The sequence below is a fragment of the Streptomyces sp. NBC_01750 genome (assembly GCF_035918095.1).
In the GTDB taxonomy this organism is placed as follows: Bacteria; Actinomycetota; Actinomycetes; order Streptomycetales; family Streptomycetaceae; genus Streptomyces.
Map to the genome: position 1 here is coordinate 1,061,834 of NZ_CP109137.1, position 25,004 is coordinate 1,086,837.

The following is a 25,004-nucleotide window of genomic DNA, read 5'->3' on the forward strand; positions in this document are numbered from 1 at the left end:
GGGCTCCCCCAGCGGGGTCCGGGGTGCGGCGGGTGCACGGCGTGTCGCGTCGCACCCAACGGCGGATGTCAGTGGGGGCTGGCACGCTGAAGGCGACCGACTGCAACCGTCATCCCCCAATCCCCGCGCGCGTGCGAGAGGAGAACCACGATGCTGACGACCACGTACGTCCCGGGTGCGCCGAACTGGCTCGACCTGGGAAGCCCCGACGTAGAAGCCGCCGCCGCCTTCTACGGAGCCCTGTTCGGCTGGGAGCTCAGGACCATGGGACCGGAGGCCGGAGGGTACGGCTTCCTGCGGCTGAACGAGAGGACCGTCGCCGCGATCGGCCCGCTCACCGAGGAGGGCGCGGCCTCCGCCTGGACGCCGTATTTCCAGGCCGCCGACGCCGATGCCACGACCAGGGCCGTCGAGCAGGCCGGCGGCACCGTCCGCGTCCCGCCGATGGACGTCTTCACCGAAGGGCGGATGGCGGCGTACACCGACCCGACCGGTGCCCAATTCGCCGTCTGGCAGCCCGGCGACACGAAGGGCCTGGAAGCGGTCAACGATGTGAACACGCTGTCCTGGACGGAGCTGTACACCACGGACGCCGCCATTGCGAAGGACTTCTACCGCTCCGTGTTCTCGTGGGACTACAAGGACTTGCCAGTCGCCGGCACCACCTACACCGTCGTCTCTCCCCCGGGCGGCGGCGAGAGCGCCACGCAAGGCGGCATCATGCAGCTCGCGAGGGAGAACCTGGAAGCGGGTTCCCGCTCGGAGTGGCATCCGTACTTCGAAGTGGCCGACGTCGATGCCACCTTCGCCGAGGCCACCCGACAGGGTGCCACCACGCTGATCCCGCCCATCGACGCGGAGGGCGTGGGCCGCTTGGCCATGTTCACCGACCCCTTCGGCGCTCCTTCGGCCATCATCCGCGGCGCTGCCCGCTGAGTCCGTGGCCCGGACGGTCGGACGGTCGGACGAAGCCGACCTCGGCGCGCCGCGGCAGAGCCGACTTACCCGGCTGCCGCGGGCAGGACGGCCTTCCCGATGGCCGCGCCGGCTACTGATCCGGGATGAACTCAGTGGAACGCCCCGGTTGCCCAGGTCTTTTGCATGATCGTTCGGCGGGCGGTGAACCGCCGGCGGCCCATGGACGTCTGACATGTCGAAGTTCGTTCTCGAGAAGGCGGACGGCATGCAGCAGGCATGGCCGAGTGTCATCGCCGTCCCACTGCCCAGCGTCGCCGGCCTTCTCTCGACACCGCAATGCGGCACAGAGCCGTGTGCAAGCACCATCGTCGATCAGCTCTATCGGAAGGACACGGAACGCATGGCGACGTTCGATCCGATCACCCGTCGACTCCGGCAGCTCTTCGCGGTCCTGGACACCGACGAAGACGGCTTCGTCACGTGGGGCGACTACCAGCGGATCGTGGACAAGTACATGACCGGCTATGCGTTGGCGAAGAGCGACGCCAGGATCAAGTCATTGGAGAAGGCGTACTGGGCGCAGTGGCTGGGACTCCTGACGCAGGCGAACCCCGGGCAGGACCGCCTGTCCCAGGACGAGTTCGTCGCGGCGCAACGCGCTGCGGGGTACGACACCTATGCGTCCCACCTGCTGGAGGACATCGCCCAGGCCATCTTCAATGTTCTGGACATCGACCGCGACAAGCGAATCAGCAGGGACGGGTTCGCCCGGTACCTGGCCTTCTACGAGATTTCCAGCGCTGACGCCGCGATCATCTTCCAGCGGCTGGACCTGGACGGCGACGCGTTCATCTCCCAGCGAGAGGTCGCCAGGTCACTCCGCGCATTCCACCTCTACAACGACGACCTCAACACGCCGGGTGGCATCTTCCTCGGCGTCACTGAGCGGAGTTCGGACGCCCCCTGACCGTGGGCCGGGCCTGGCCGCGCCGACAGGCCCCAAGCCGCAGGGCCGGGACGGCCCTGCGGCTTCAGACTGCGCGATAGCCGGGGCTCCGCGCGTCGGCGCGGTGACAAGGCGCTTCCTACAGCGCGGCCGAGTCGGCCGAACTGCCCGAAATGTGCTGAGCGCTGCCGTGCCGAGCGCCTCAGCATGCATACGGCGCCGGCTGCCGTAGCTCGCGGCGTTCCATGACGAGGCAGTCGTCCCTGTGGACATACCCGTGCGGTGGTGTGGCGGCACGCTGCAAACCACCGGCCTGCCGATGGGCGCCGCCGCCCGGTGAGCCGTCACCGTTCCGTAGACCCACTCACCCCGCAGGGACGAAGCGCCCATAGCGGCTGGAGTCGACACCTCGGACACCGAGGGTGAGTGGGCGACTATTTTCGGTCAAAGGTGCGATTCGTGACGCGATGTGCGAGATCGACCGAGACCTGCCGGGCGAGCGCTGCGCGGATCCTCTTGCCGGGAGGCCTCAACGCATGCCATTCATCCGGAAGTTGCCTCATTACGGCGGAAGATTTGCCGATCCGATGGAGATATCGCAGGAGAAACGACCGAAAGTGTTCTTTGTGTTTTGACTGTTGATCGACCTGGCGGTGAAGGTCTGGCTCATGTCCCCCTCACCCCCTGTCGCATCCAGCGGTCTGCTGCGCATGCGCGACTTCCGTCTCCTGTTGGCCGGCGCCGCGGCCGGTCAAGTCGGCGCCCAGGTCACCCTGGTCGCTCTCCCGCTGGTGGCGGTACTCGTGCTGAAGGCACCCGCGTTTCAGGTGGGACTGCTCACGGCTGCCGAGACCGCCGCGTTCCTCCTGATAGGGCTGCCTGCGGGTGCCTGGGTCGACCGGATGAGAAAGCTCCCGCTGATGATCCGGGCCGATGCGGTGCGCGCCCTGACCATGGCGAGTGTCCCGCTGGCCGCAGTCGCCGGCGTACTGACGATGGCGCAGCTGTACGTCGTCGCTCTGGTCACCGGAGCCGCAACCGTCTTCTTCGATGTGGCCCACCAGAGCTACCTGCCCGAACTGCTGCCCAAGGAGCGGCTGATGGCGGGCAACGGCGCATTGGAGACGGTCCGCTCATCGGCCCACATCGCCGGACCGGGGCTCGGTGGCGGACTCGTACAAGTCCTCGGGGCGCATCTGGCGATCGTGGCCGACGCGATCGGCTACGCCGTGTCCGCGCTGTTCCTGCTGGCCATGAAGCGGCCGCCCGAGAGCCGGCCCGAGCCGGTTCCGGGCGCGTCCCTGCGCAAGGACATCGGGGAAGGCCTCCGATTCGTGCTCGGCCACCCCTTGCTACGGGTCATCGCCGCAACGACCGGCCTCGGCAACTTCTTCACCGCGATGCTGATGGCCACTCAGACCATCTTCCTGGTACGGGTGATCGGCCTGCAGCCGGTCGCCGTCGGTCTGATGCTCTCCGCGTCCGCCGTGGGCGGACTCGTCGGTGCACTGAGCGCCGGCACGCTCGCCGGCCGCCTCGGACAGGCCCGCATCATCTGGCTCTCCGCCCTGGCAACCGGGCCGTTCGCACTGTTGTGGCCGCTGTCCGGACGGGGAGCCACCGCCGCCCTGTTCGCCATCGGCTCCGGCGTGGTCTCCTTCGGCGCGGTGGTCTACAACGTCGCCCAGGTCAGCTTCCGTCAGACGCTCTGCCCGCCCCGACTGCTCGGCCGGATGAACGCCACGCTGCGCTTCCTTGTGTGGGGCACCCTGCCGCTCGGCGCCGTCGTGGGCGGCGCCGTCGCGGGCGCCTTCGATCCGCGCGCCGCACTCTGGGTCTGCGCGACCGGCTTCCTCGTCGTACCGCTGCCGTTGCTGCTCTCCCCCCTGCGCCGCGTGCGCGATCTGCCGGCCGCTCCGGACGACACACAAGACCCGGAAGATCCGGCCATGTGCGACTCCGGCGCCCGGCCCGAGTCCATCGCCCTCGGCTGACTCGAAGCCCCCCGTTCCAGCTCCGGCCTGCGTGCCGGTCCTTTATTGCTGCCGTCCCGACCGAGCGTCATGGCGCGGCGTCCGACGCGCGGCCATGGCAGACACGACAGAGAGGACAGAGAGGACAACGTGCGCCTCAGCATCACGGGCCAGTACATGGCTCGCTACCAACGCATCGCCGCCGACAACAGGGAAATCGATCTGCTGCCCGTCACCGGAGCTCAGCGGCGTTTCGTCCTGGTGCGCTCCCTGGACCCCTCCGGACGGCCGGACATCGTCCCGATGTTCTTCGCCTTCCCCCGCGGCACCGTGGATCCGGTACGGCTGCGAGCTGCCGCGAACCAGCTGGCCGCCCGGCACCCGGTGCTGCGCGCCCACCCGGAGGTGCTCCGCGGCACCCCCGTGCTTCGCCTGGCGGAGCCGGACGTACCGGTGGAACGCGTCGTTCGCGCGCCAGGCGAGGACGCGGCCACCACCGTGCGCCGAGCCCTGAACGCCTGGACTGCGCAGGGCTCGCCGCTGCGGCTCTACCTGGCCGAGGACGGACCGGATGCCGAGGAAGAGGTGCTCGCCGTCGTCCTGGACCACACCGCCTGCGACGGCCAGTCGCTGGCACGCATCGTCGAGGAGCTGAGCAGCGCCTACCGCGACGGGGTCGGCCCCGGAGAACTCGCGCCCGCCGAAGCGGCCGCGGAACTGGCCGCCTACCGGGACGCGGTCCTGATGCAGCTCGACGCCGAGCAGCACGCGGGGTCGTCCGCCGCGCTGGAGTACTGGGGCGGGCGGCTGCGGGAGGTGCGCGAACGCGCTCCGCTCCCCGGGCCGCAGGCTCCCGCCCCCGGCACGCTGCCCACCGGCGCGGCCGAACTGCGGCTGCCCGCTCCGGCTTCCGGCGCACCGTTCCCCGCGCTGCTCGACGCCTGCCGGGCAGCGGCCCGCGTCCTGTACGGAGCCGGTCATGTGTCACCGATCGGGTACCCATGGGGCGGCCGCCCGGCCGCCGCTGCGCCGGTGGTTGGCTGCTTCCTCAACACCGTTGTTTTCCCGGCCGGGACCGATGACACCCCCGACGGCCCGAACGGCGGTGAGCCCTTCGGCGCGGAGGCGACGGCCACCGACTGGTGGGCCGACCTCGACCGGGCGGACACCCCCTTCGACGAAGTCGTGCACGCCGCCCGGTCGGCCGGGTCCCTGTGGTCGGGCCGACTGGACGGCCTGCTGACCGTCGACGACGCCCGTCGCCGTCCACCGCTGAGCCTGGGCGGAGTGGCAGGCCGCGAGATCCACATCGACGGCCGGCCGGTGCGCGCCCCGTTCGCCGTGTCCGTCACCCACGGGCCCGAACTCCACATCCGCATGGTGTGGGATCGCCATGTGCTCGACGACCACACGGCCGAAGACGGGTTCGGCGCCTTCTGTGCGGCCCTGCCCGCCCCGGAGCGAGCCGACGTCACCGTCGGCTGAACGCCGCGGTCGTACAGGGACACGGCACACCGCCGAGCGGCACACGGCCGGCGCACCGCACACCCCTCGAGCCACCGAGCCACCCCGAAGCCACCGAGCACAGCACGGCAGGACCGCGCGATCCGCGGACCGGCCTGCGAACCCCGGGTGGGGAGCACAACCGTGCCCCGACCCGCATCCGAAGAACCCGACCCGACAACCTCAGGGATCGCCCATGCTTCCCCTCTCCTCGTCGCAGGAGATCGTCTGGCTGCACGAACAAGTGCAGCCCGGCAGCCGCGCCTACAACTTCACCGCCTCACTCGACCTGTGGGGGACGCTGGACACCGAGGCCCTGCGCCGCGGACTCGCCGCCGCCCTCGACCGTCACCCCGGACTCCGCCTGGAACTCGTGGCCGTCCCCGGCGCGATGCCCGCCCAGCGGGCCGCCGACGCCTGTACGCCCCGCCTGCGCAGCGTGGATCTGACCGGGGAGGCCGACCCGGAGGCCGCGTTCGCCGAGCTGCTGCGCACCGAGGCCGAGACCCCTCTCGACACCTATGAGGCGCCGCTGCTGCGCTGGACCCTGGCGCGGCTCGCCGACGACCAGCACCGGCTCATCCACGTCGAGCACCACCTGATCCACGACGGGCACTCCTTCGCGATCCTGCTGGGCGATGTCTTCACCGCCTACCGCGCCCATGTCCTCGGTGAGCCGGTCGCTCTGCCTCCCGCGACCTCGTACACGGACCATGTGCGTGCCCAGGCCGATGCCCGGGCCGACGACGCAGGAACCATCGAGCGACAGGCGAGCCTTGAGTACTGGGCCGACGAACTGCGGGGCGCCTCCCACGACATGCCGTTGCCCGGCCTGACCCGGCCCGGCGCCCGGCGCAGGCACCACGGCGGACAGCTGCGGCAATCGATCGGCGCGGATCTGACACAGCGGCTGCGCGCCCACACCCGCGAGCGCGGTCTGACCCCGTTCTCCACGCTGCTCGGGCTTTTCGCGGAACTCCTGCGCCGGCACAGCGGCCGCTCCCAGATGGTCGTCGGCACCGCCGTCGGCAACCGCCCTCGGGGATTCGAGGACGCCGTGGGCATGTTCGTCAACACGATCCCACTACGGCTTCGCCTGGACCCGAAAGCCCCGGCCGAGGACACCATGGACGAGGTGACCGACACCCTCATCCGCGCTCTGCCGCATCAGGAAGTGCCGGTCCAGGAGTTGACCCGCGCACTGGCCCTGCACACCTCCGGCGCGGACAACCCGCTGTTCAGCGTCATGTTCAGCGCGCACGACGCGGCACTGCCCGAGATCGAGGTGCCAGGCCTGGACATCACCCTGTTCGAAGGGTTCAACACCGGCACCACCCGATTCGACCTCGATGTCGTCCTGCTGCCCGACGACCGGCGTGGAGTGGGCCCCCGGCACGGGGCGCCCGGTATGACGCTGGTCTGGGACTACGACGCCGACCTCTTCGGCGACGAAGTAGCGAAGCTGCTCGCCGAACGCTTCCTGGATCTGCTGCGCGCCTACCTGGACGCTCCCGCCACCGTGCTCGCCGACCTCGCCCTTCCGGCGACGGCCGACGATCCAGCACTGCACGCAGTCGCGCAGGGCCGGGACGCGCTCGACCCGGCCGCCGCCCACGACACCTCGCTGCCCGCGCTGCTGATCGGGGCCCGCCGGCTCACCTACGGCGACCTCGACGAGCAGGTCACCGCCCTCGCACAGCGGATGCGGGACGCCGGTGTGACGGCCGGTCAGCCGGTCGCCGCCGTACTGCCGCGCGGCGCCGACTCGGTGGTGACGCTGCTGGCCTGTCTACGGACCGGAGCCGTGTACTGCCCGCTCTCACCGTCCGACCCGGTCGCCCGTCTGGAACTGCTGCTCGAGCGGCTCGGCCCGGCGCTCGTGCTCACCTCCGCCGCCGCGGGGGCGAAGCTGCCCGCACACCTTCCGACAGCGCGGATCGATGCCGCCTCTTTCCCCGCCGCGCGACCGGCCCCTGTGGTGGCCGGTGCGGCGTACATCATCCACACCTCGGGTTCGACCGGCATACCCAAGCCGGTCGCGGTGGGCCGGGCGGCCCTGGAGAACCATCTGACCGGTGCGGCCGACCGGTTCGGCCTGGCCGCCGGTGACCGGGTGCTGCTGTTCGCCCAGCCCTCGTTCGACGTGGCGCTGGAAGAGGTCCTGCCCTCCCTGTATGCCGGTGCCTGCCTCGTCGTACCGGAGCGGGAAGTGCCCACCGGAGCAGAACTCGCCGAGCTGCTGGCCGCCGCCCGGGTCACCGTCGCCAACCTCCCGACCAGCTACTTCCTCGCCACCCGCGAGGAGTTGCGGCCGGTGCTGCGCGAGCGCCGCTGGGCGCCGAGGCTGCTGGTACTCGGCGGCGAGCGCATCCCGGCGGATGCGATGCGCGGGTTCTTCGCCGACACCGACGCCGCCGTGTTCAACGTCTACGGAGTGACCGAAGCGGCGATCAGCTCGACCGTGTACGAGATCACCCGCGAGAACCTCGTGGACGGTGCGGAAATCCCCCTGGGCACCGAACTGCCCGGCGAGCGGATCCACGTCCTGGACGCGGCGCTGCGTCCACTGCCGGCCGGTGCGGTCGGTGAACTGGCCATCTCCGGCGCCGGTCTGGCCGAGGGGTACGTCGGCAACCCGGAGGCCACCGCGGCACGATTCGTACGGATCGAAGCACTGAACGGCGAGCGGGTCTACCTCACCGGCGACCTCGGCTACCGGGATCGCGACGGGCTGCTGCACTTCCTGGGGCGCCGCGACAACCAGATCAAACTGCGGGGCTACCGCATCGAACTGGAGGAGGTGGAGGCCGCCGCATCGGCCGTGCTCGGCGGACGTTCCTGCGCCGTCGTACTGGACCGGGAAGCGGCCGGCGGACCGCGCCTGGTCGGCTTCCTGGAGAACTCCGACGAACAGCGGCCGTGGGACGAACAGGCGATGCACATCGAACTGAGCCGCCGTCTGCCGGGTGCCCTCGTACCCGGCCGATGGGCGCGGCTGGATGCCATGCCGACCCTGGCCGGCGGCAAGCCGAACCGAGTGGCGCTGGCCCGTCTGGCCGCTCAACTCGAGCCCACCGCACCGGCCGAGGAGAACGCCACGACCGAAACCGATCCCGCGGCATTCGCCGATCCGTCTCTGGCGCTGCTCGCCGAAGGCTGGCGCGAGGTGCTGGGTCACAGTCGGTTCACCGCCGCCTCCCACTTCTTCCGGACCGGCGGGCACTCGCTGCTCGCCGCGCAACTGGCGGCCTGGCTGGAACCCCGTATCGGCACACGGCCGCCGCTGCGGCTGCTCTTCCAGAACCCGGTCCTGTCCGACCAGGCGCGCGCCCTTGGCGCGCTCGACACGCCGACCGTTGCTGCCCACACCGCTACGACCACGCCGACGGAGTCGTGATGACCGAGATGCTGAATGACATGCCGACGGGGGCCGCGCCGATGACTGGGCGGTCTGCCGAGCCGATGACCGCGCCGATGACCGGGCGGTCTGCCGAGCCGATGACCGCGCCGATGACCGGGCGGTCTGCCGAGCCGATGACCGAGCCGATGACCGGGCGGTCTGCCGAGCCGATGACCGAGCAGACCTCCGCGCTGATGAACGGCCGTCAGGGCGCCCTGCCGAGCGTCGTACACGGCACGCCCCTTCCCGAAGCCACCGCCGCCGGAGTGCTCTCCCGCTTCGAGGAATGGGTACGCCGCGGCCCCGAGGCCCCCGCCGTGGTCGACGGGACCCGTACCTGGAGCTACCGGCAGCTGGACGAGGCGGCCGACGACGTCCTTCGCGCCCTGAGCGACCGGGTCCGCCCCGGCGACCTGGTCGGCGTCTGCCTGGACCGCTCGGCAGCGCTGGTCGTGACCGCGATCGCCCTCGCCCGGATCGGCGCGGTCTATCTCCCGCTGGGCCCCCGGCCCGGTGAGCGCCGCATCGACGCGGTCACCGAGGACGTCGCCGTGGTCTGTCTGATCGGCGACCCCACCGTGCTGCCCGCCCGCCATCAGGCCGCCGAGCAGATCGCGCTGCCGCTACCGGGAGAGGGGACGAACGCCGCTCCGAAGGCCGTCGCGGCCTTCGCCTCTCCCGCAGCGAGCGCGCGCCCGGCTCCGCACGAAGCCTTCTACGCCGTGCTGACCTCCGGCTCCACCGGGCGGCCGAAGGCCGTCGCCGTCGCGGAACCCGCTCTGTCCACACTGCTGGACTGGTACCGCAACGAGACCGGCCTGGCGCCCGGCGACCGGCAGTCCCTGCTGATCGGTGTCGCGTTCGACCCGCATGTGATGGAACTGTGGGCCGGTCTGACGTCCGGCGCGGCCCTGGTTCCCGCACCGGACGCTGTTCGCTGGGACCCGGCCGAACTCACCGCGTGGTGGCGCGACGCCGCCGTGACGGTGTGCGTCGTGGCCACTCCGATGGCCGAACCGGTGCTGGACCGGCCCTGGCCCCATGACCTGGAGCTGCGTCACCTTGTTGTCGGCGGCGACCGGATGCGCCGACGCCCCGGTGCGGATGTGACCGCCACGGTGCACAACGCGTACGGGCCGGCCGAGGCCGCCGTCGTCACCACCACCCACGCCATGCGCGCCACGGACCACGACGCGTGCGACGACACCGCGCCGTCGATCGGAACTCCGATCCCGGGCGCCACGGTCGTCGTCACCGCGGCGGACGGCCGTGTCGTCGCCCGCGGTGAGGCCGGTGAACTGTGCATCGGCGGCACGTGCCTGGCGCTCGGCTATCTCGACCCGGAGCTGACGGCACACCGGTTCACCGTCCCGCCCCCGGGAATCGACGCGGGGCGGACGGACCGTGTGTACCGGACCGGGGACCGGGTGCGGATGCTGGACGACGGCAGGCTGGAGTTCCTCGGCCGTCTCGACGATCAGGTGAAGATCAGCGGAGTACGGATCGAACCGGCCGAGGTGGAGGCCGCGCTCGAGCAGAACCCTTCGGTGCGCAGCGCGGTTGTCACCGCGCCCCGTTCCGCCGACGGCAGCGCCCGCCTGGTGGCGTACGTCCTGGCATCCGACGAAACGAGTTCTGACGCGCTGCTGTCCGCGGTACGGGCCTGGCTGCCCGAGCAGGCCGTGCCCTCGGCCGTGCGGATCCTGGACGCCTTCCCACTCGACGCCAACGGCAAGGTCGACCGTGCCCAACTGCTGAAGCAGGCCGCGGCCCCCGCACAGCCGATCGCCCGCGACAGCGCCACTGCCGACAACGGCGATGCGCACGACAGCGCGACGGAGAGCGAGCGACTTGTCCTGCGGGTCGTGCGCGATCTGCTGGACAGCCCCGGTACCGAACTGGGCGACAACTTCACCGAGGCCGGCGGAACCTCGCTCGTCGCCTCGCGCCTGCTGACCGTGATCGAGCAGGAGACCGGAGTGCGTCTGCGCGCACCGGAGTTGCTCCGTCAGCCCGACCTTCGGGCAGTCGCGGCCGTACTCGACAAGCGCCGCGCCGCCGTCGGACCGGGGGTGGCCTGAGATGGCAACCGTCATGGCGAACACCACCGACCACAGGAAGGAAAGCCCAGTGCCGGCTGACCGCACACCGTCCGTGTACGCCGCCGGCCTGCCCGCCCTGGTGGCGCGGCACGCCGAGCAGACCCCGCAGGCCCTGGCCGTGATGGACGGCGACACCACGCTGACGTACGAGCAGCTGGTCGCCTCCGCCCGCGCTCTGGCCGCACACCTGCACGACCATGGCGTCCGCCCCGGCGACCGGGTGGCACTGCTGATGCCGCGTTCGGCCCGCACCGTCGTCGCACAGCTCGCGCTGTGGTGGGCGGGCGCGGCGTGCGTGCCGCTCGACCCGGCGCACCCGGGTCCGCGTACCGAAGCGATGCTCGCCAACGCCGGGGCGACACTGACCGTCGGCGACAGCAAGCTGCTCGAATCCGCGGCCGTCACAGGCGCCACCCTGGCCCTGCACGACGAGCCACTGCTGACCGGCGCCGAGCTGCCCGCGGCCCGGCCCGGCCCCGACGCGACGGCGCTCGTCCTGTTCACCTCGGGGTCCACCGGCCGCCCCAAGGGCGTGACGGTGGCCCACGGCGGCATCGCCCGGCTGGTCACCGCTCCGCAGTACGCCACCGTCACCGCCCGCGACCGGGTGCTGTTCCACTCGCCGACCACCTTCGACGCCTCGACCTTCGAGGTGTGGTCGGCCCTCGCCAACGGAGCCGCCGTGGTGGTGTGCACCGCCGAGCGGCCCTCCTTCGAGGATCTGGCCCGACAGGTGGAGCGGCACGGCGTGACCGTGGCGTTCTTCACCACGGCGCTGTTCCACCAACTGGCTGCCCGCCGCTCCCGGGTGTTCTCGGTGCTCCGCACAGTGGTGGTGGGAGGCGAGGCGATGGCCGCCCAGCATGCCCGGGCGGTACTGCGCGCGTTCCCCTGGCTCGAGTTGGTCAATGGATACGGGCCGACGGAGACGACGACGTTCGCCACGGCCCACCGGGTCACCGATGCGGACTGCGACGGCCCGGTGCCGATCGGCCGCCCGATCGCCGGTGCCGTCACACACGTCCTGGACGGCGCCGGGCAGCCCGTCGCGCCTGGCGAACACGGTGAACTGTGGATCGGCGGCAGCCGTCTGGCAGGCGGATACGCGGGACGGCCGGAGCTGACCGCCGAACGCTTCGTGGACCATGCGTCGCTGGGCCGGCTGTACCGCTCCGGCGACCTGGTCTCGGTACGCCCGGACGGAGTTCTGGACTTTCACGGCCGCGTCGACGACCAGGTCAAGGTCCGTGGATTCCGCATCGAGCCGGGCGAGGTCGAGCACATACTGCGCGAGCAGGCGGAGGTGGACGACGCCGCCGTGACCGTGCGCCGGCCCGCAGCGGACGACGCCCGCCTGGCCGCCTTCGTGGTGGCCGCACCCGGCCCTATACCCCGTGCCGAGACGCTGAGAGCGCGGCTCGCCGAACAGCTGCCCGCCCATCTGGTCCCCGACGAGCTGACCCTCGTCGAGCGGCTGCCCCTGACGGTCTCCGGCAAGGTGGACCGGCGCGCGCTCACCGCTTTTCACGGCACCGCCACCGCCGAAGAGGCCACCCAGGCGCTGACCCCGCTCCAGCAGGCCGTCGCCGAGGTGTGGAGCCGCAGCCTGGGCAGCGAGGTGAACCGGCCGGACGCCGACTTCCTCGCCTACGGCGGCCATTCCTTGCTCGCCCTGGTCGTCACGGACGACCTGCGCGAGGAGCTCGGAGTGGAGCTGTCCCTGCCCGACTTCTTCGCCGCCCCAACGGTGGCAGGACAGGCCGAGCTCGTCGAGCGCGCCCTGCTGGCCAACCACGACGATCTCCACCTCGACGCGCCGGAGGACACAGATGCCCACTGACAGCACCCCCAGCTCCGCCGCGCTGCAGGAGGAACTGCTGCGCAGGGCCCGGGCCCGCGCCGGCACCCGCCCGGCCGCCCCGGTCCCCACAGCCGTCCACGACCAGGGGCCCGCCCCGCTCTCCCACGCCCAGCGGCGGATGTGGCTGATGGACCACCTCGGCCAGGGAGGCTCCCTCTACAGCGTGCCCTTCGCCACCCGGCTGCACGGGCCGCTCGACGTGGACGCCCTCACCGTCGCACTCACCACGCTCGTACGACGCCACGCCATCCTGCGTACCCGTTACGGCCGGAGCGGCGACGAGCCGTACCAGGAGACGCTCCCCGCGCCCGACACGATCGCCGTGCCGGTGGTGGAGGCCGACGGCGACGGTCTGCAGACACTCGCCGCGGAGGCACGCCGTCCGTTCGACCTGGCTGCGGGTCCCCTGCCGCGCGCCCTGGTGCTGCGGCACGGCCCCCGAGACCACACCGTGCTGCTGACCTTCCACCACATCACCATCGACGGCGGGTCGCTGGAGACCGTCGCCGACGAACTGACGCAGCTGTACGCAGCGGCCGTGGACGGACGCCCTCACGAACGGCCGGAGCCGCCGCAGTACACGGACTACGCGCGCCGCGAGCACGCGGCGGCCGGCCGCCTCGATGAAGGACTGGCTCACTGGACGCGCCGGCTCGCCGGAGCCGTACCACTGCGGCTGCCCCGGCCCGCGCGCCCTTCCGCCGACCTGGGCACGCGTCCGGCGGTCGCCCGCACCACGAAGCTGGACGCCTCGGTGCTGTCTGCACTGCGCGAGCTGGGCAGGCAGCACCGGGCCACCCTCTTCACGGTTTCCCTCGCCGCCGCCTTCGCCGCGTTGCAGCGCTTCACCGGCGAGGACGACCTGGTCATCGGCTGCGCCGCCACCCACCGCGAGGGGGCGGCCATGCGCGGTCTCGTCGGACTGTGCGTCAATACCCTTCCGGTACGTGTGGACCTGTCCGGCGACCCGGAGTTCGGGATCCTCGTGGACCGGGTGCGGGACGCGCTACTGGAGGCCCAGGAGCACCGGGACGCTCCCTTCGACCTGATCCTGGAGCGACTCGGCGCCGCCGCGCGGGATGCCGACGGCACGCCGCTGGTCCGGGTCACCGCGGACGTCCTGCGGGCGCCCACGGCGCTCCCGCTGCCCGGCACGGTCGCCGAGCCCGTCGAAGTCGGCCTCGGCGAAGCCAAATTCGACCTGTCGTTCGGCCTCATGGACACCGACGAGCCCGCCTGCCTGGTCCAGTACGGGCCGGCAGCCCTCGCGACGGAAGCGGGAGACCAGCTGGCAGATGCCTTCGCCGACCTGCTGGCCGCGGTCGCCGTCGACCCGGAACTGACACTGTCACGGCTGCCCGGCCGGCGGCCATGGGCGGTCCAGGCCGACGAACACTGTCATCCGGCCGAGACCGGGCTGCGGATGCATCCGCAGGTGAGCGATGCGGCAGTGCCGCAGCCGGCGACCGGACCGCTGATCGCCTATGCCGTCCTGCGGGAGACCGGGGGCCCCTCACCCGCCGAGTTGCGGAACCACCTCCGGTCCGCCCTCGCCCCGGCATTCGTCCCGGCCGCGGTGACACTGCTGGACGCGATGCCGCGGAACGCCGACGGCTCACTGGACGCCGGCCGGCTGCCCGGCGCGGCACCGGCCTCCGCCCTGCACGGGGACCGTGCGCACGCGGTGACGGCGGCGTTCACCGCTTTGCTGGGCAAAACCCCCGCACCGGACGACGACTTCTTCGTCCTCGGTGGCCACTCCCTGGTCGCCGTGCAGCTCGCCGAGCGCTTGCGCACAGGGCTCAAGCTGCCGCTGACCGGTCTCGATGTGATGCAGCACCGGACACCGCGCGCACTCGCCGCGCTGCTCGACGCGCGTGAGACGGAACGGGCGGCCGCGGCTGCCTCGACGGCCCCGCCGGCGTCACGTACCCGGCGGGCAGGCGAGGGCACCGTGCTGGTGACCGGCGGCACGGGCGGCGTCGGAGCGTTCATCCTGCGCGAACTCGCCGCCCAGGGGAGGCCGGTGCTCGCGCTGGCCCGCCCCGAGTCGGCACACCTGGTGGCCGGGGACGGTGTGGACGTCGTCGAGGGTGATCTGACCGACCTGGACGGCCTGCGCGCCGCCGTGGAGAGTGCGGACGCGGTGATTCACGCAGCCTGCACCTTCACCCGTCCCGAGGTGGACGTGGCGGCGATGGAAGCGATGGTCGGCGCCTGGCACAGCGGCCCGTTCGTCTTTGTCAGCAGCGTGGACGCCTACGGACGCCCCACGGAGCAGTCGGTGGCCGAGGAGTCGGCTTCCCGACAGCCGTTGAGCGCGTACGGACAGGCGAAGCTCGACTGCGAACACATGCTGATGCGGGCGGCCGGCACCGGCGGCAGGGGCGGGGCCAGCGCCGTACGCTCGCCCCTCGTGTGGGGTCCGCACGACCGGCTGCGCGACCAGTTGCGCTGGGGCGCGACCGGGATGCTCTACCAGGCTGCCCTCGCCGGAGAGCCGATCACCCTCCCACGGCCCGGCACAGCCGGGCGCGACTGGTACGGCGCCCCGTGGGTCCACGCGGCTGCCCTGGCCCGCGCCGTGACCGCCTGCCTGGACACGGCCGTCCACGGCGTGGCCAACGCCCTGAGCGGTCACGTCGCGTGGCAGGACCTCGCCGCCGAGCTGCGCAAGCTCCTCGGCAGCGACAGTGAGATCCAGCTCGTCGAGCGGGCGCATCCGGACCTCGACCACCCCTGGCACTACCACGCGGACCGGCTGGCCACCGCGCTGCGCGAACAGCCCGGGGAGGACTGGCACTCCGTGCTAGCTGCGATGGTCGACCCCTCCCGGGCCTGAGCGCCCAGGACAGCGGGCCACGCGATCAGCCCTCGGCACGGGCCGAGGGCTGATCGCGTCCGCGCCACGCGCACACGGCACGGACCACCGGCAGGGCACATCGTCGCCAGTGGGCCTCATCAAGGCGGGTAGGGCGGCACTGAGCCGGCCCGACTCTCTGTCGGCACCGGCACCGGCACCGGCACCGGCAGCGGCACCAGCAGCGCTCCGCGCGAGCCGTCGGAGAGGGGTCGCTGCCCGACTGAGCCCCGGTCACAATGCGTAATGGTCTGCGCATCAAGGACGGTCCGACGGTTGGATCCACCCCAGCGATCGCTCGACGGCCCGCTGCCAGTTCTCGTATTCCGATTCGCGCCGCGCGGAGTCCATGTCGGGCAGCCATTGGCCCGCCCGGTGCCAGTTGCGGCGCAGGACTTCCAGGTCCGACCAGTAGCCGACGGCCAGCCCGGCGGCGTAGGCGGCGCCCAGCGAGACGGTCTCGGCGACCATCGGGCGCACCACGGGCACATCGAGGACGTCGGCCAGGATCTGCATGAGCAGGTTGTCGGATGTCATGCCGCCGTCGACCTTGAGCTCATTCAGAGTCAGCGAGGAGTCGGCGTTCATGGCGTCGACGACCTCACGCGTCTGCCAGCCGGTGGCTTCCAGCACGGCTCGGGCCAGGTGCCCCTTGGTGATGTACGAGGTGAGGCCGACGATGACACCGCGTGCGTCGCTGCGCCAGTGGGGTGCGAAGAGACCGGAGAACGCCGGGACGATGTAGCAGCCGCCGTTGTCCTCGACGGTGCGCGCGAGGGTCTCGATCTCCGGCGCGCTGCTGATCAGTCCCAGACGGTCACGGAACCACTGGACCAGCGAGCCTGTGACGGCGATCGGGCCTTCCAGCGCGTAGACCGGGGGCTGATCGGCGATCTTGTAGGCAACGGTGGTGAGGAGCCCGTTCCGGGACCGTACGACGTTGGTACCCGTGTTGAGCAACAGGAAGCTGCCGGTCCCGTAGGTGCACTTCGCCTCGCCCGGGGAGAAGCAGGTCTGCCCGAAGAGTGCGGCCTGCTGATCGCCGAGCGCGGCCGTGATGGGGATGCCCGGGAGGATCGAGCGGTCCTCCCCATAGCTTTCCGCCGAGGACCGGATCTCGGGCAACATGGCGCGGGGGACCCCGAAGAACGCCAGCAGTTCCTCGTCCCAGGTGAGCGTGCGCATGTTCATGAGCATCGTGCGACTGGCGTTGGTGGCGTCGGTGATGTGCTGACCGCCGGCCGTGCCGCCGGTGAGGTTCCAGATCAGCCAGCTCTCCATCGTGCCGAACAGCACCTCGCCGTCCTGGGCTCGCTGTTCCAGCCCCGCGACGTGGTCGAACAGCCAGCGGATCCGTGGCGCGGAAAAATAGGTCGAGGGGGGCAGGCAGCAGCGTTCCAGGAAGAAGTCGTCGCCGGGGTGGTTTCTCAGGCCCTCGACGAGCCGAGCGGTGCGGGTGTCCTGCCAGACGATCGCTCTCCCCAGTGGAGTGCCTGTCCGCCGGTCCCAGAGCACCGTCGTCTCGCGCTGGTTCGCGATGCCCAGAGCGGAGACCTCGCCGACGGCGGCGCCGACGGCGGACAGTGCCTCGGGCACGACGCGCCGCAGATTGCGCCAGATCTCGAGGGCGTCGTGCTCGACCCAGCCTGGCCTCGGGAAATACTGCTCGTGCTCGCGCTGGGCCACCGACATCAACCGCCCACGATGGTCGAACAGGATGCAACGGGTGGAGGTGGTGCCCTGGTCAATGGACATCACATACCGTTCAACCATGATCCGGACCGCCTTCCGATGCGTCGAGGATGCGGTGGTGGAGCTACCAGCGGGCCGCCCCCAGGTCTCTGGAGATCGCCCGTGCGGCCTCACGGAGCAGGGTGATCAGGGCCGGCTGAGGCTCGCCCTTGGCATCACAGATCCGCTCGACCGGGCCGGACACGCCGATGGCGCCCACCACGAGGCCTCCGTGCCCCCGGATGGGGGCGGCGACGCCGGCCTCACCCATGCTCATCTCCTGAACCTCGGCGGCCCATCCGTTCTCCCGGATGTCCTCGAGTGCTCGGGTGAGCTCTTCCGGGACGACCAGGGTGTGCCGGGTGTACGCCTCCAGCCCGGCACCGAGCGCCACCTCCACGGTCGCGGTGCCGAAGGCCAGCAGGACCTTGCCGATCGAGGAGGCGTGCAACGGCAACAGCGAGCCCACGTCCAGGGTCTGGAGCGTGTCGTCCGGCCGGAAGACGTGGTGGACGATGAGCACCTTGCCCTCAAGGGGGGTGCCCAGGCGGACCGCCTCCCCGCTGCGGGCGGCCAGTGCGTCCGCCCAGTTGATGGAGCGCGACCGCAGCTCGTTGACGTCGAGGTAACTGGTGCCGAGGTGGAGCAGCGCCGCCCCGAGCTGGTACTTTCCCGTCGCCGCGTCCTGCTCCACGAAATCCACGTGCTGCAAGGTGCGCAGAATGCCGTGGGCGGTGCCCTTCGCCAGCCCGAGCGACGCGGCCACCTCGCCCAGTCCGAGCCGACGAGGACCGCCGGCGAGCAGACGCAGTATTGCCGCCGCCCGTTCGATGGACTGGACTGGACCGGCCATAAAACGATTCTAGGCCCGCCTTTACCGGTCTACAGCGCACATGATGAGGGGATTTTTCCGGATCCGGGTACTCCGTTCGGTAATGCCGACCGCCGTCCATTGACCGGCCTCGAATCGCTCCCTAGCGTGCGTTGATGTCGGCGTCCCGTCGGCAGCGCTCGCCGAGGAGGGCACATGGCGGCTCAGCTCAGCACAGTGGCCCGCAAGGCAGTCGATCATGTCTGTCCTGTGCCGCATACCCCGGGGGCCGTCTCGGTCGTACGCGGACGTATCCGCGCGGTGCTCGTGGAGTGGGGCCTTTCCCCGGACGTCACCATGGATGCGCTCCTGGTGGTCTCGGAGCTGCTGACCAATGCGCTCGTCCACGCCCTGCCACCGGCGACGCTGCGGTTGTCGTGGGTCCGCGCCGAGGAAGGCAGAGCCCTCCGCATCGAAGTCACCGACGCGGGACGCGCGCTCCCGGCAAGCCAGTCGGCCGCCCCGGACGAGCACGGCCGGGGAATCGCCATAGTGGCGGCCCTGTCGGCCCGCTATGGCATACGCGTTCACACCGGCGGGATCACCCGCTGGGCGGATCTCCTCGCAGTGTAGGAAGTTGGCCCGGACAGGGCACGGAGCAGCTCAGTCAAACGCTCCGCGCCCCGCTCCACAGCAGCCGGGGGCCCCTCAGCCCCGCGGCGAACCCGGGCCCCTCAGCCCCGGTCGTAGGTATGGAACCCCCGGCCCGACTTGCGGCCGAGCAGCCCCGCCTCGACCATCCGCTGGAGCAGCGGTGGCGGGGCGTAGAGGGGTTCCTTGAACTCGTCGTACAGCGACTCCGCGATGGCCGCGACAGTGTCCAGGCCGATCAGGTCCGCCAGTTTGAGCGGCCCCATCGGATGGGCGCATCCCAGCTCCATCCCGGCGTCCACGTCGGCGGCGGTGGCGAAGCCGGACTCGGCCATCCGGACCGCAGCGAGGAGGTACGGGATGAGCAGGGCGTTGACGACGAAGCCGGCCCGGTCCTGGGAGCGGACCACCGTCTTGCCCAGGGTGCCGGTCGCGAACTCCTCGACTGCCGTCACCGCCTCGGGCGCGGTGTGCAGAGATGCCACGACCTCCACCAGCGGCAGGACGGGTACCGGGTTGAAGAAGTGCAGTCCCAGGACGCGGTCGGCGCGGTGCGTGGCCATGCCCAGGCGCATGACCGGGATGGAAGAGGTGTTGGTGGCCAGAATCGCCTCCGGATCCTCGACGATCTTGTCGAGGGCGGCGAAGACCTCGGTCTTCGCATCGGCGTTCTCGACCACGGCTTCGACGACGAGCTGCCGGTCGGCCAGGTCGTCGAGGCTGCCGCTGAACACGAGGCGGGCCAGAGCGTCTTCGGCGGAGACACGGTCCAGCTTGCCGCGCTGGACGGCACGTTCGAGGGACATTGCCACACGCTCCCGGGCCTCGCGGGCCGCTGTGGCATCTGCCTCGCAGACCACCGTGTCGAGCCCGGCGCGGGCGCAGACCTCGGCGATCCCGGCCCCCATCTGGCCGCCGCCGACCACGCCGACCCTTGTCAGGGATCCGTTCATGACTGCACTTCCGATCGTCGGACGAGGTGCCTGGCGTATGCGTCGGCGGTGAAGAATGCCGGCAAGTCCCGGGCCAGGGCGGTGCGTTCGAAGATGGCGCGGACTTCGTCCGCGCGGGCCCACGGGTACTCCGCCCCGAGGGCGGCGATCTCGTCCTCCAGCAGCTCCACCACGGTGTCGCGCTCGACGAGGCCGTGACGTATCCACTGCCAGATCTGGCAGCGGGCGATCTCCGCGGTGGCGGCGTCCTCCATCAGCCCGTACAGGGCGACGGCTCCGCTGCCGCGCAGCCAGGCGTCGAAATAGCGGATGGCGACGGCGATGTTGGCACGGACTCCCTCGGGGGTGGGCGGGCCGGCGGTGCGGCGGACGGCGACGAGGTCCGCAGCGGTGACGTGAACGTCGTCGCGGGTGCGCTCGATCTGGTGGGGCCGGTCACCCAGCACGCTGTCGAAGACATCACGGCAGACGGGGACGAGTCCGGGGTGGGCGACCCAGGAGCCGTCGAAGCCGTCCTCGGCCTCGCGTTCCTTGTCGAGCCGGACCTTGGCGAGGGCCGCCTCGTTGGCTTGTGCGTCGCGGCTGGGGACGTGGGCGGGCATGCCGCCGATGGCGTGGGCGCCGCGCTTGTGGCAGGTGCGTACGAGGAGTTCGGTGTAGGCGCGCATGAAGGGGGCGGTCATGGTGACCTTCGCCCGGTCCGGGAGGACGAAGTCCGGGCGGTGGCCGAGGTTCTTGATCAGGCTGAACAGGTAGTCCCAGCGCCCCGCGTTGAGCCCGGCGCTGTGTTCGCGAAGCTCGTGGAGGATCTCTTCCATCTCGAACGCGGCGGTGATCGTCCCGATGAGGACGGTGGCGCGGACGGTGCCGCGGGGGATGCCGACCAGGTCCTGCGCGAGGACGAAGACATCGTTCCACAGGCGGGCTTCGTAGTGGTTCTCCAGCTTGGGCAGGTAGAAGTACGGGCCGTGGCCGGCGTCGATCTGCCGCTGCGCGCAGTGGAAGAAGTACAGACTCCCGGCCCCTCACCGTGCCGGTTCTGCTGAGGCTGACCGAGGCGTTCGGTGTCGACCCGGGGTTCTTCTCGGAACGTGACACCAGCAGACTCGTGGCCGACCTCCGAGAAGTGCTCGCGAACGAGGTGACCACTGCCCGGGTGTCGCCGTCCGATCTCGCCGAACTGGCATCCCGTATGCCGGCCGTGGCCTCGGTCCTCCTCGATCTCGGCCGGCGCAGCCACGCCCTGGCCGAGCGGCTGGCCGAAGCGGCCGACGGTCGCGGCAATGAGGACCCGGCCCTGCCGCGCTCCCCGCACGAGGAGATCCGCGAGTTCTTCTACCGGCGGCAGAACTACCTCCATGACACCGATCTCGCCGCCGAGGAACTGGCCCGTGGTGTCGGCGTCCGCCCCGGTGAGGTGGTGCAGGCGCTCTCCGCGCGGCTCGTCGAGCGGCACGGAGTGCGTTTGGCCACGGATTCCGACCGGCTGCATCATTTCGACCCCGCCGCCCGGGTACTGCATCTGTCCAACCGACTGCGCCCCGGCCAGCAGGCGTTCCGCATGGCCACCCAGCTCGCCCTGCTCGAGTTCGGCGACGAGCTGTCCGCGCTCGCGTCGGAGGACTACGAGGAAGTCTCCGCCACCTGGTCACTCGCCCGGATCGGCATCGCCAACTACTTCGCCGCCGCGCTGATCCTCCCGTACAGCGCATTCCACACCGCCGCCGAGGAGGTCCGCTACGACATCGAACGGCTCACCGACCGCTTCGGCCTCGGCTACGAGACCGTCTGCCATCGCCTCAGCACCCTCCAGCGGCCACGCCTGCGCGGCGTGCCGTTCTCCTTCGTACGAGTCGACCGCGCCGGCAACATGTCCAAGCGCCAGTCCGCCACCGGCTTCCACTTCTCCCGCGCCGGCGGCACCTGCCCCCTGTGGAACGTGTACGAGGCATTCGCCGCGCCGGGGCGCATTCATGTGCAGATCGCCTCGATGCCCGACGGACAGCGCTACCTATGGACCGCCCGTGCCCTCACCCGCCACCGCGGCGGCTGGGGCGAGCCCGGCAAGACATTCGCCATCGGCCTCGGCTGCGAGGTCCGCCACGCCTCCCGGCTCGTCTACTCCGACGGACTCGACCTCGACAACACCGCCGCAGCCACTCCCATCGGCATGGGCTGCCGGATCTGCGAACGCCTCGACTGCCCGCAACGCGCCGTGCCGCCGCTTGGCCGACCGCTCACCATCGACGAGAACAGCAGCACCTTCGTGCCCTATCCGGTCGCAGACGGGCCGGACCGATAAGTCCGGTGGTCCGCCCGGTCATTCCCCGGAAGCACGCAGTCGCCGGGCCCCCCGTTCCCTCAACCGGAACGGACTGGTCAACTGCCCCTGTACACAGGCTAGTTGGAATCGGGCGGAGCTTCCGGCGCCTACGCCGGAACCGGGGGTCGTCGCTCGGCTTGCGCCTCCCCCATCCGAGCGGGGTACCGAACCCGTCCGGCATGGCACCAGGGCCCGCGGCGCCACGCGGCGGATGCTGATGACTCCAACCCTGCAGGAGAGGCCCGTGAACGACCCCAGCCCTCGAGGAACCCGAAGGTCGGCATCCATCGGAGAAGGCGATGGCGCTGCCGGTCAGGCCGGGGTCATCGGCATGGGACTCGCCGCTGTGCTGACGATCGCATTCGCGCAGGGCTCCTGGCAGTGGTTCGCCACATTCATCGGGATGACCCTTCTTGCTGTGATCTTCGCCTTCCACCGACGGCCGGCATGGACGCTCGACATCCGATCCGCATACATGCGCGGTCTGGTCGCGTATTCGCTGATCGTCGGCCTGTGCGTAGCGATCGCGCTGGCCCCCATGCTGCAGCGCTGGGCCTGGCTGTTTCCGATGTCGGGCACTCGTAGCGAGTGCGATGAGATGGGCAGGTACGAGGCCATCCGGTCGAGGGCAGCGATGGCGAACGTGACCGGTCGCGACGGCGCTGTCATCGCGCACGCACAGGAGTCCCAGAGCCGTAAGGCCGTTGCCGACTGCCTGGCAGCCACGACGACCCTGTGGCTGCCCGTGTACGGAATTGGGGCAGCCGTGCTGGTAGGTGCGGGCGTGTGGTCCCGCGACCGGGCTCGGGCGAGGAAGGGGCCCGAGCCGAACTCCTGCTCGCCGGGGCCGGTAAACGCGGGAACGCGACAGGACTGCACGAAGTAGCTGCCGGGACCCCTTCTCCTACCGCCACGTCTTCTCTCACCGCCACGTCTTCTCTCACCGCCACCTCGGCCATGAGGCGGTGCGCGCGACTTAGAGAATCCCTCGCTCGCTGGCGCGGGCCAGCGCCTCAACGCGGTTGCGAGCGCCCAGCTTCTCCAGCGTCCGCTGGAGGTAGGTCTTGACCGTGTTCCTCGTCAGCCCCAGAACGCCTGCGATCTCCGGGTTCGTCTCGCCCATCGCCACCCTGCGCAGGATCTCGTACTCGCGGCGGGTCAGCCCGCTCTCTTTGAGCCTCCTGGCCAGCAGCACATTGAGGAGATGGTCCGGGCTGGTTCGAACCACTCGTTCCCCGGCGTTGACCCGGCGGACGATGTCCACCAGATCCGATCGCTCGGCGTCCTTGACGACCACGGCGTGCGCTCCGGCGCCGAGCGCCTCCTCCAGAGCCGCGTGCTCCGGGTAAGCCGTGAAGATCACCACCTTGACACCGGGGACATGGGTCCGCAGCGCCCGGATGACCTCGGGGGCGAGCATGTCGGGCAGGCGCAGATCGAGCAGCACGACATCCGGCTTCAGGCGTTCCGCCTCAACGACCGCTTCCCTGCCGGAGCTCGCGTATCCCGCCACGGTGATCCAGGAGGCGTTGCCCAGCGCCAGCGCGACGCCGTCGCGGACAATGGGGTGATCATCCACCACAAGCACATGTACGGTCGTTTCGTTCACGCCGGCACCCATGCCTGGACGGTGACGCCGCCGTCCTCGTTGCGGAAGACGTGGACCTTGCCGCCCACCCGTTCCAGGCGCTCGGACATGGCGGACAGGCCGAGGCCGTGGGAGTGCCTGCCCTTCGGCGGCAGGCCGACTCCGTCATCCGCGATGGTCACGCAGACTCCCCCGGACAGGGTGAAGACGCTGACCACCACGGAACGGGCCCGCGCATGCTTCTCGACATTCAGCAGCGCCTCCCGTATCGCGTTGGTCAGTGCCTTGACCGGGGCCGGCCCAAGAACCGGCACCTCGGTGACGATGATGAGGCGGGCGATGACCCCGGTGCGCTCCTGGAAAGCCCGGCAGTCGCCGCGCAGCGCGACTCCCAGGGCGACCTGCTCCGGCGGCGCGTTCAGCGCATAGAGGGATACGCGCAGCGCGGCGGCGGCCTGAACGGCCTGCTCCTCCAGGTCACTGAGCCGTGCCTGCACGCTGTGCTCGGCCGACAGCTCGTCGGCCAGGGTGCGGATACCCGCCCCCAGGGAGAACAGCATGGCCCCCATGGTGTCGTGGAGTTCCAGCGCGAGCCGACGTCGTTCCTCGTGTACGGCGACCTCTGCCGCATGGCGGGCCCGCTCCGCGACGACGGCGGCGGCCGCGGCCTGGCTCGCCGCCTGCTCCAGGGCCTGGGTCGTCCGGTCGCTGAACGGGGCGGTCTCCCGGTTGGAGCCGTAGAGGACACCGAACAGCCGGCCTTCGTGCATCACGGGCACAGCGATCATCGCGCCCAGGCCCTCCGTCTCGGCCTGGGCCTTGAAGTGATGGGTGATGGCGTCGGAGCTGCGGTAGTCACTGACCCACAGGGGGCGGCGCCGGAGCATGACCTGCCCGCCGAGACCGCATCCGGAGGGTACGACCAAACCGTTCACGGCGGGGGTCCGTGTGTTCACCGTGTGTCCGAGCACGATCCGGTCCTCGCCGTCCGGTTCGCCCACCCAGGCAACATCGACCCCGCTGAGCTCGGGCACATCGTCCACGACCCGGTGCATGGCGATGGACTGGTCGAGCAGGCCGAGCATCTGGCTGTATCCCTCGGTGAGCTCGAACAGAGCGCTCGGCAAGGGCCGCTCCCGCCCCTTGCCTGCCTCGTCTGTCATGGTAAGTCGCCTCACGCCCTGCGGGACCGTGTCCAACGCGCTCGTGCTCCGCTGCACACATGGTGAACTGTGCCGGCCGATGAGTCCATCTCCGAATGGAGACCTCTGAAGTCACACCTCCCCCTGGAGCTACCCGCCCTCCCCGGCGAAACCCAAGCTCTCGCCCATCGCCACCGCAGGCGATGGAAGCGACGGAGGGTCGATGCTCCAGGTACGCAATC

The 25,004-nt window shown here is 70.9% G+C and carries 15 protein-coding genes and 2 pseudogenes; 11 read left to right on the forward strand and 6 right to left on the reverse strand.

Annotation, left to right across the window (positions count from 1 at the left end; genetic code table 11):
- Positions 1-150: 150 nt before the first annotated feature.
- The 8 genes from OG966_RS04565 (at position 151) to OG966_RS04600 (ending at position 15,545) form a co-directional block, all read left to right on the forward strand.
- Complete coding sequence (locus OG966_RS04565; RefSeq protein WP_326648074.1) at positions 151-936, forward strand: VOC family protein; 786 nt, start codon at positions 151-153, stop codon at positions 934-936.
- 214 nt (positions 937-1,150) lie between these two features.
- On the forward strand, positions 1,151-1,885 hold the full coding sequence (locus tag OG966_RS04570; RefSeq protein ID WP_326648075.1) for an EF-hand domain-containing protein: 735 nt from the start codon (positions 1,151-1,153) through the stop codon (positions 1,883-1,885).
- 647 nt (positions 1,886-2,532) lie between these two features.
- The gene (locus OG966_RS04575; RefSeq protein ID WP_326648077.1) at positions 2,533-3,858 is read left to right on the forward strand and encodes an MFS transporter; all 1,326 of its coding nucleotides are present in this window, start codon (positions 2,533-2,535) and stop codon (positions 3,856-3,858) included.
- 129 nt (positions 3,859-3,987) lie between these two features.
- Positions 3,988-5,322, forward strand: coding sequence for a condensation domain-containing protein (locus tag OG966_RS04580; RefSeq protein ID WP_326648079.1), 1,335 nt, complete (start codon positions 3,988-3,990; stop codon positions 5,320-5,322).
- 214 nt (positions 5,323-5,536) lie between these two features.
- Positions 5,537-8,737 carry a non-ribosomal peptide synthetase gene (locus OG966_RS04585; RefSeq protein WP_326648080.1) on the forward strand — a complete coding sequence of 1,067 codons (3,201 nt, stop codon included), beginning with the start codon at positions 5,537-5,539 and terminating at the stop codon, positions 8,735-8,737.
- Positions 8,737-10,821 (forward strand): non-ribosomal peptide synthetase, encoded by a 2,085-nt coding sequence (locus OG966_RS04590; protein ID WP_326648082.1) that lies wholly within the window; start codon positions 8,737-8,739, stop codon positions 10,819-10,821. Before OG966_RS04585 ends, OG966_RS04590 begins: the two co-directional genes overlap by 1 nt.
- 49 nt (positions 10,822-10,870) lie before the next feature.
- Positions 10,871-12,682 carry a non-ribosomal peptide synthetase gene (locus OG966_RS04595; protein ID WP_326648083.1) on the forward strand — a complete coding sequence of 604 codons (1,812 nt, stop codon included), beginning with the start codon at positions 10,871-10,873 and terminating at the stop codon, positions 12,680-12,682.
- On the forward strand, positions 12,672-15,545 hold the full coding sequence (locus OG966_RS04600) for a condensation domain-containing protein (RefSeq protein WP_326648084.1): 2,874 nt from the start codon (positions 12,672-12,674) through the stop codon (positions 15,543-15,545). Before OG966_RS04595 ends, OG966_RS04600 begins: the two co-directional genes overlap by 11 nt.
- Positions 15,546-15,821: 276 nt before the next feature.
- Here OG966_RS04600 and glpK read toward each other — a convergent pair whose 3' ends face one another.
- Together glpK and OG966_RS04610 are read right to left on the reverse strand one after the other, a co-directional pair.
- Positions 15,822-17,336: a glycerol kinase GlpK gene (glpK, locus tag OG966_RS04605; protein ID WP_326648086.1), complete on the reverse strand. Its 1,515-nt coding sequence runs from the start codon at positions 17,334-17,336 to the stop codon at positions 15,822-15,824.
- Between the two features lie 43 nt (positions 17,337-17,379).
- Positions 17,380-18,147, reverse strand: a complete 768-nt coding sequence (locus OG966_RS04610; protein ID WP_326648087.1) for an IclR family transcriptional regulator — start codon at positions 18,145-18,147, stop codon at positions 17,380-17,382.
- Positions 18,148-18,321: 174 nt separating this feature from the next.
- Between OG966_RS04610 and OG966_RS04615 the strand changes: the two genes are divergently transcribed.
- Positions 18,322-18,738, forward strand: coding sequence for an ATP-binding protein (locus OG966_RS04615; RefSeq protein ID WP_326648088.1), 417 nt, complete (start codon positions 18,322-18,324; stop codon positions 18,736-18,738).
- A 101-nt stretch (positions 18,739-18,839) separates the two neighbouring features.
- On the opposite strand, the gene OG966_RS04620 is transcribed toward OG966_RS04615, so the two are convergent.
- Both OG966_RS04620 and OG966_RS04625 read right to left on the reverse strand, forming a co-directional pair.
- Positions 18,840-19,709: a 3-hydroxybutyryl-CoA dehydrogenase gene (locus tag OG966_RS04620; RefSeq protein WP_326648089.1), complete on the reverse strand. Its 870-nt coding sequence runs from the start codon at positions 19,707-19,709 to the stop codon at positions 18,840-18,842.
- Positions 19,706-20,722: pseudogene (locus tag OG966_RS04625) on the reverse strand (malate synthase); the annotation flags it as partial. The gene OG966_RS04620 and the pseudogene OG966_RS04625, both read right to left, overlap by 4 nt.
- On the opposite strand from OG966_RS04625, the pseudogene OG966_RS04630 reads away from it, so the two are divergent.
- Together OG966_RS04630 and OG966_RS04635 are read left to right on the forward strand one after the other, a co-directional pair.
- Positions 20,722-22,011, forward strand: a pseudogene (locus OG966_RS04630) (short-chain fatty acyl-CoA regulator family protein); the annotation flags it as partial. The pseudogenes OG966_RS04625 and OG966_RS04630 overlap by 1 nt on opposite strands.
- Positions 22,012-22,363: 352 nt before the next feature.
- Positions 22,364-22,918 (forward strand): hypothetical protein, encoded by a 555-nt coding sequence (locus tag OG966_RS04635; RefSeq protein ID WP_326648090.1) that lies wholly within the window; start codon positions 22,364-22,366, stop codon positions 22,916-22,918.
- Positions 22,919-23,008: 90 nt separating this feature from the next.
- Here the strand turns inward: OG966_RS04635 and OG966_RS04640 are convergent, their stop codons facing one another.
- Complete coding sequence (locus OG966_RS04640) at positions 23,009-23,641, reverse strand: response regulator transcription factor (protein WP_326648091.1); 633 nt, start codon at positions 23,639-23,641, stop codon at positions 23,009-23,011.
- Positions 23,638-24,783 (reverse strand): GAF domain-containing sensor histidine kinase, encoded by a 1,146-nt coding sequence (locus OG966_RS04645; RefSeq protein WP_326648092.1) that lies wholly within the window; start codon positions 24,781-24,783, stop codon positions 23,638-23,640. Before OG966_RS04645 ends, OG966_RS04640 begins: the two co-directional genes overlap by 4 nt.
- Positions 24,784-25,004: the final 221 nt, after the last annotated feature.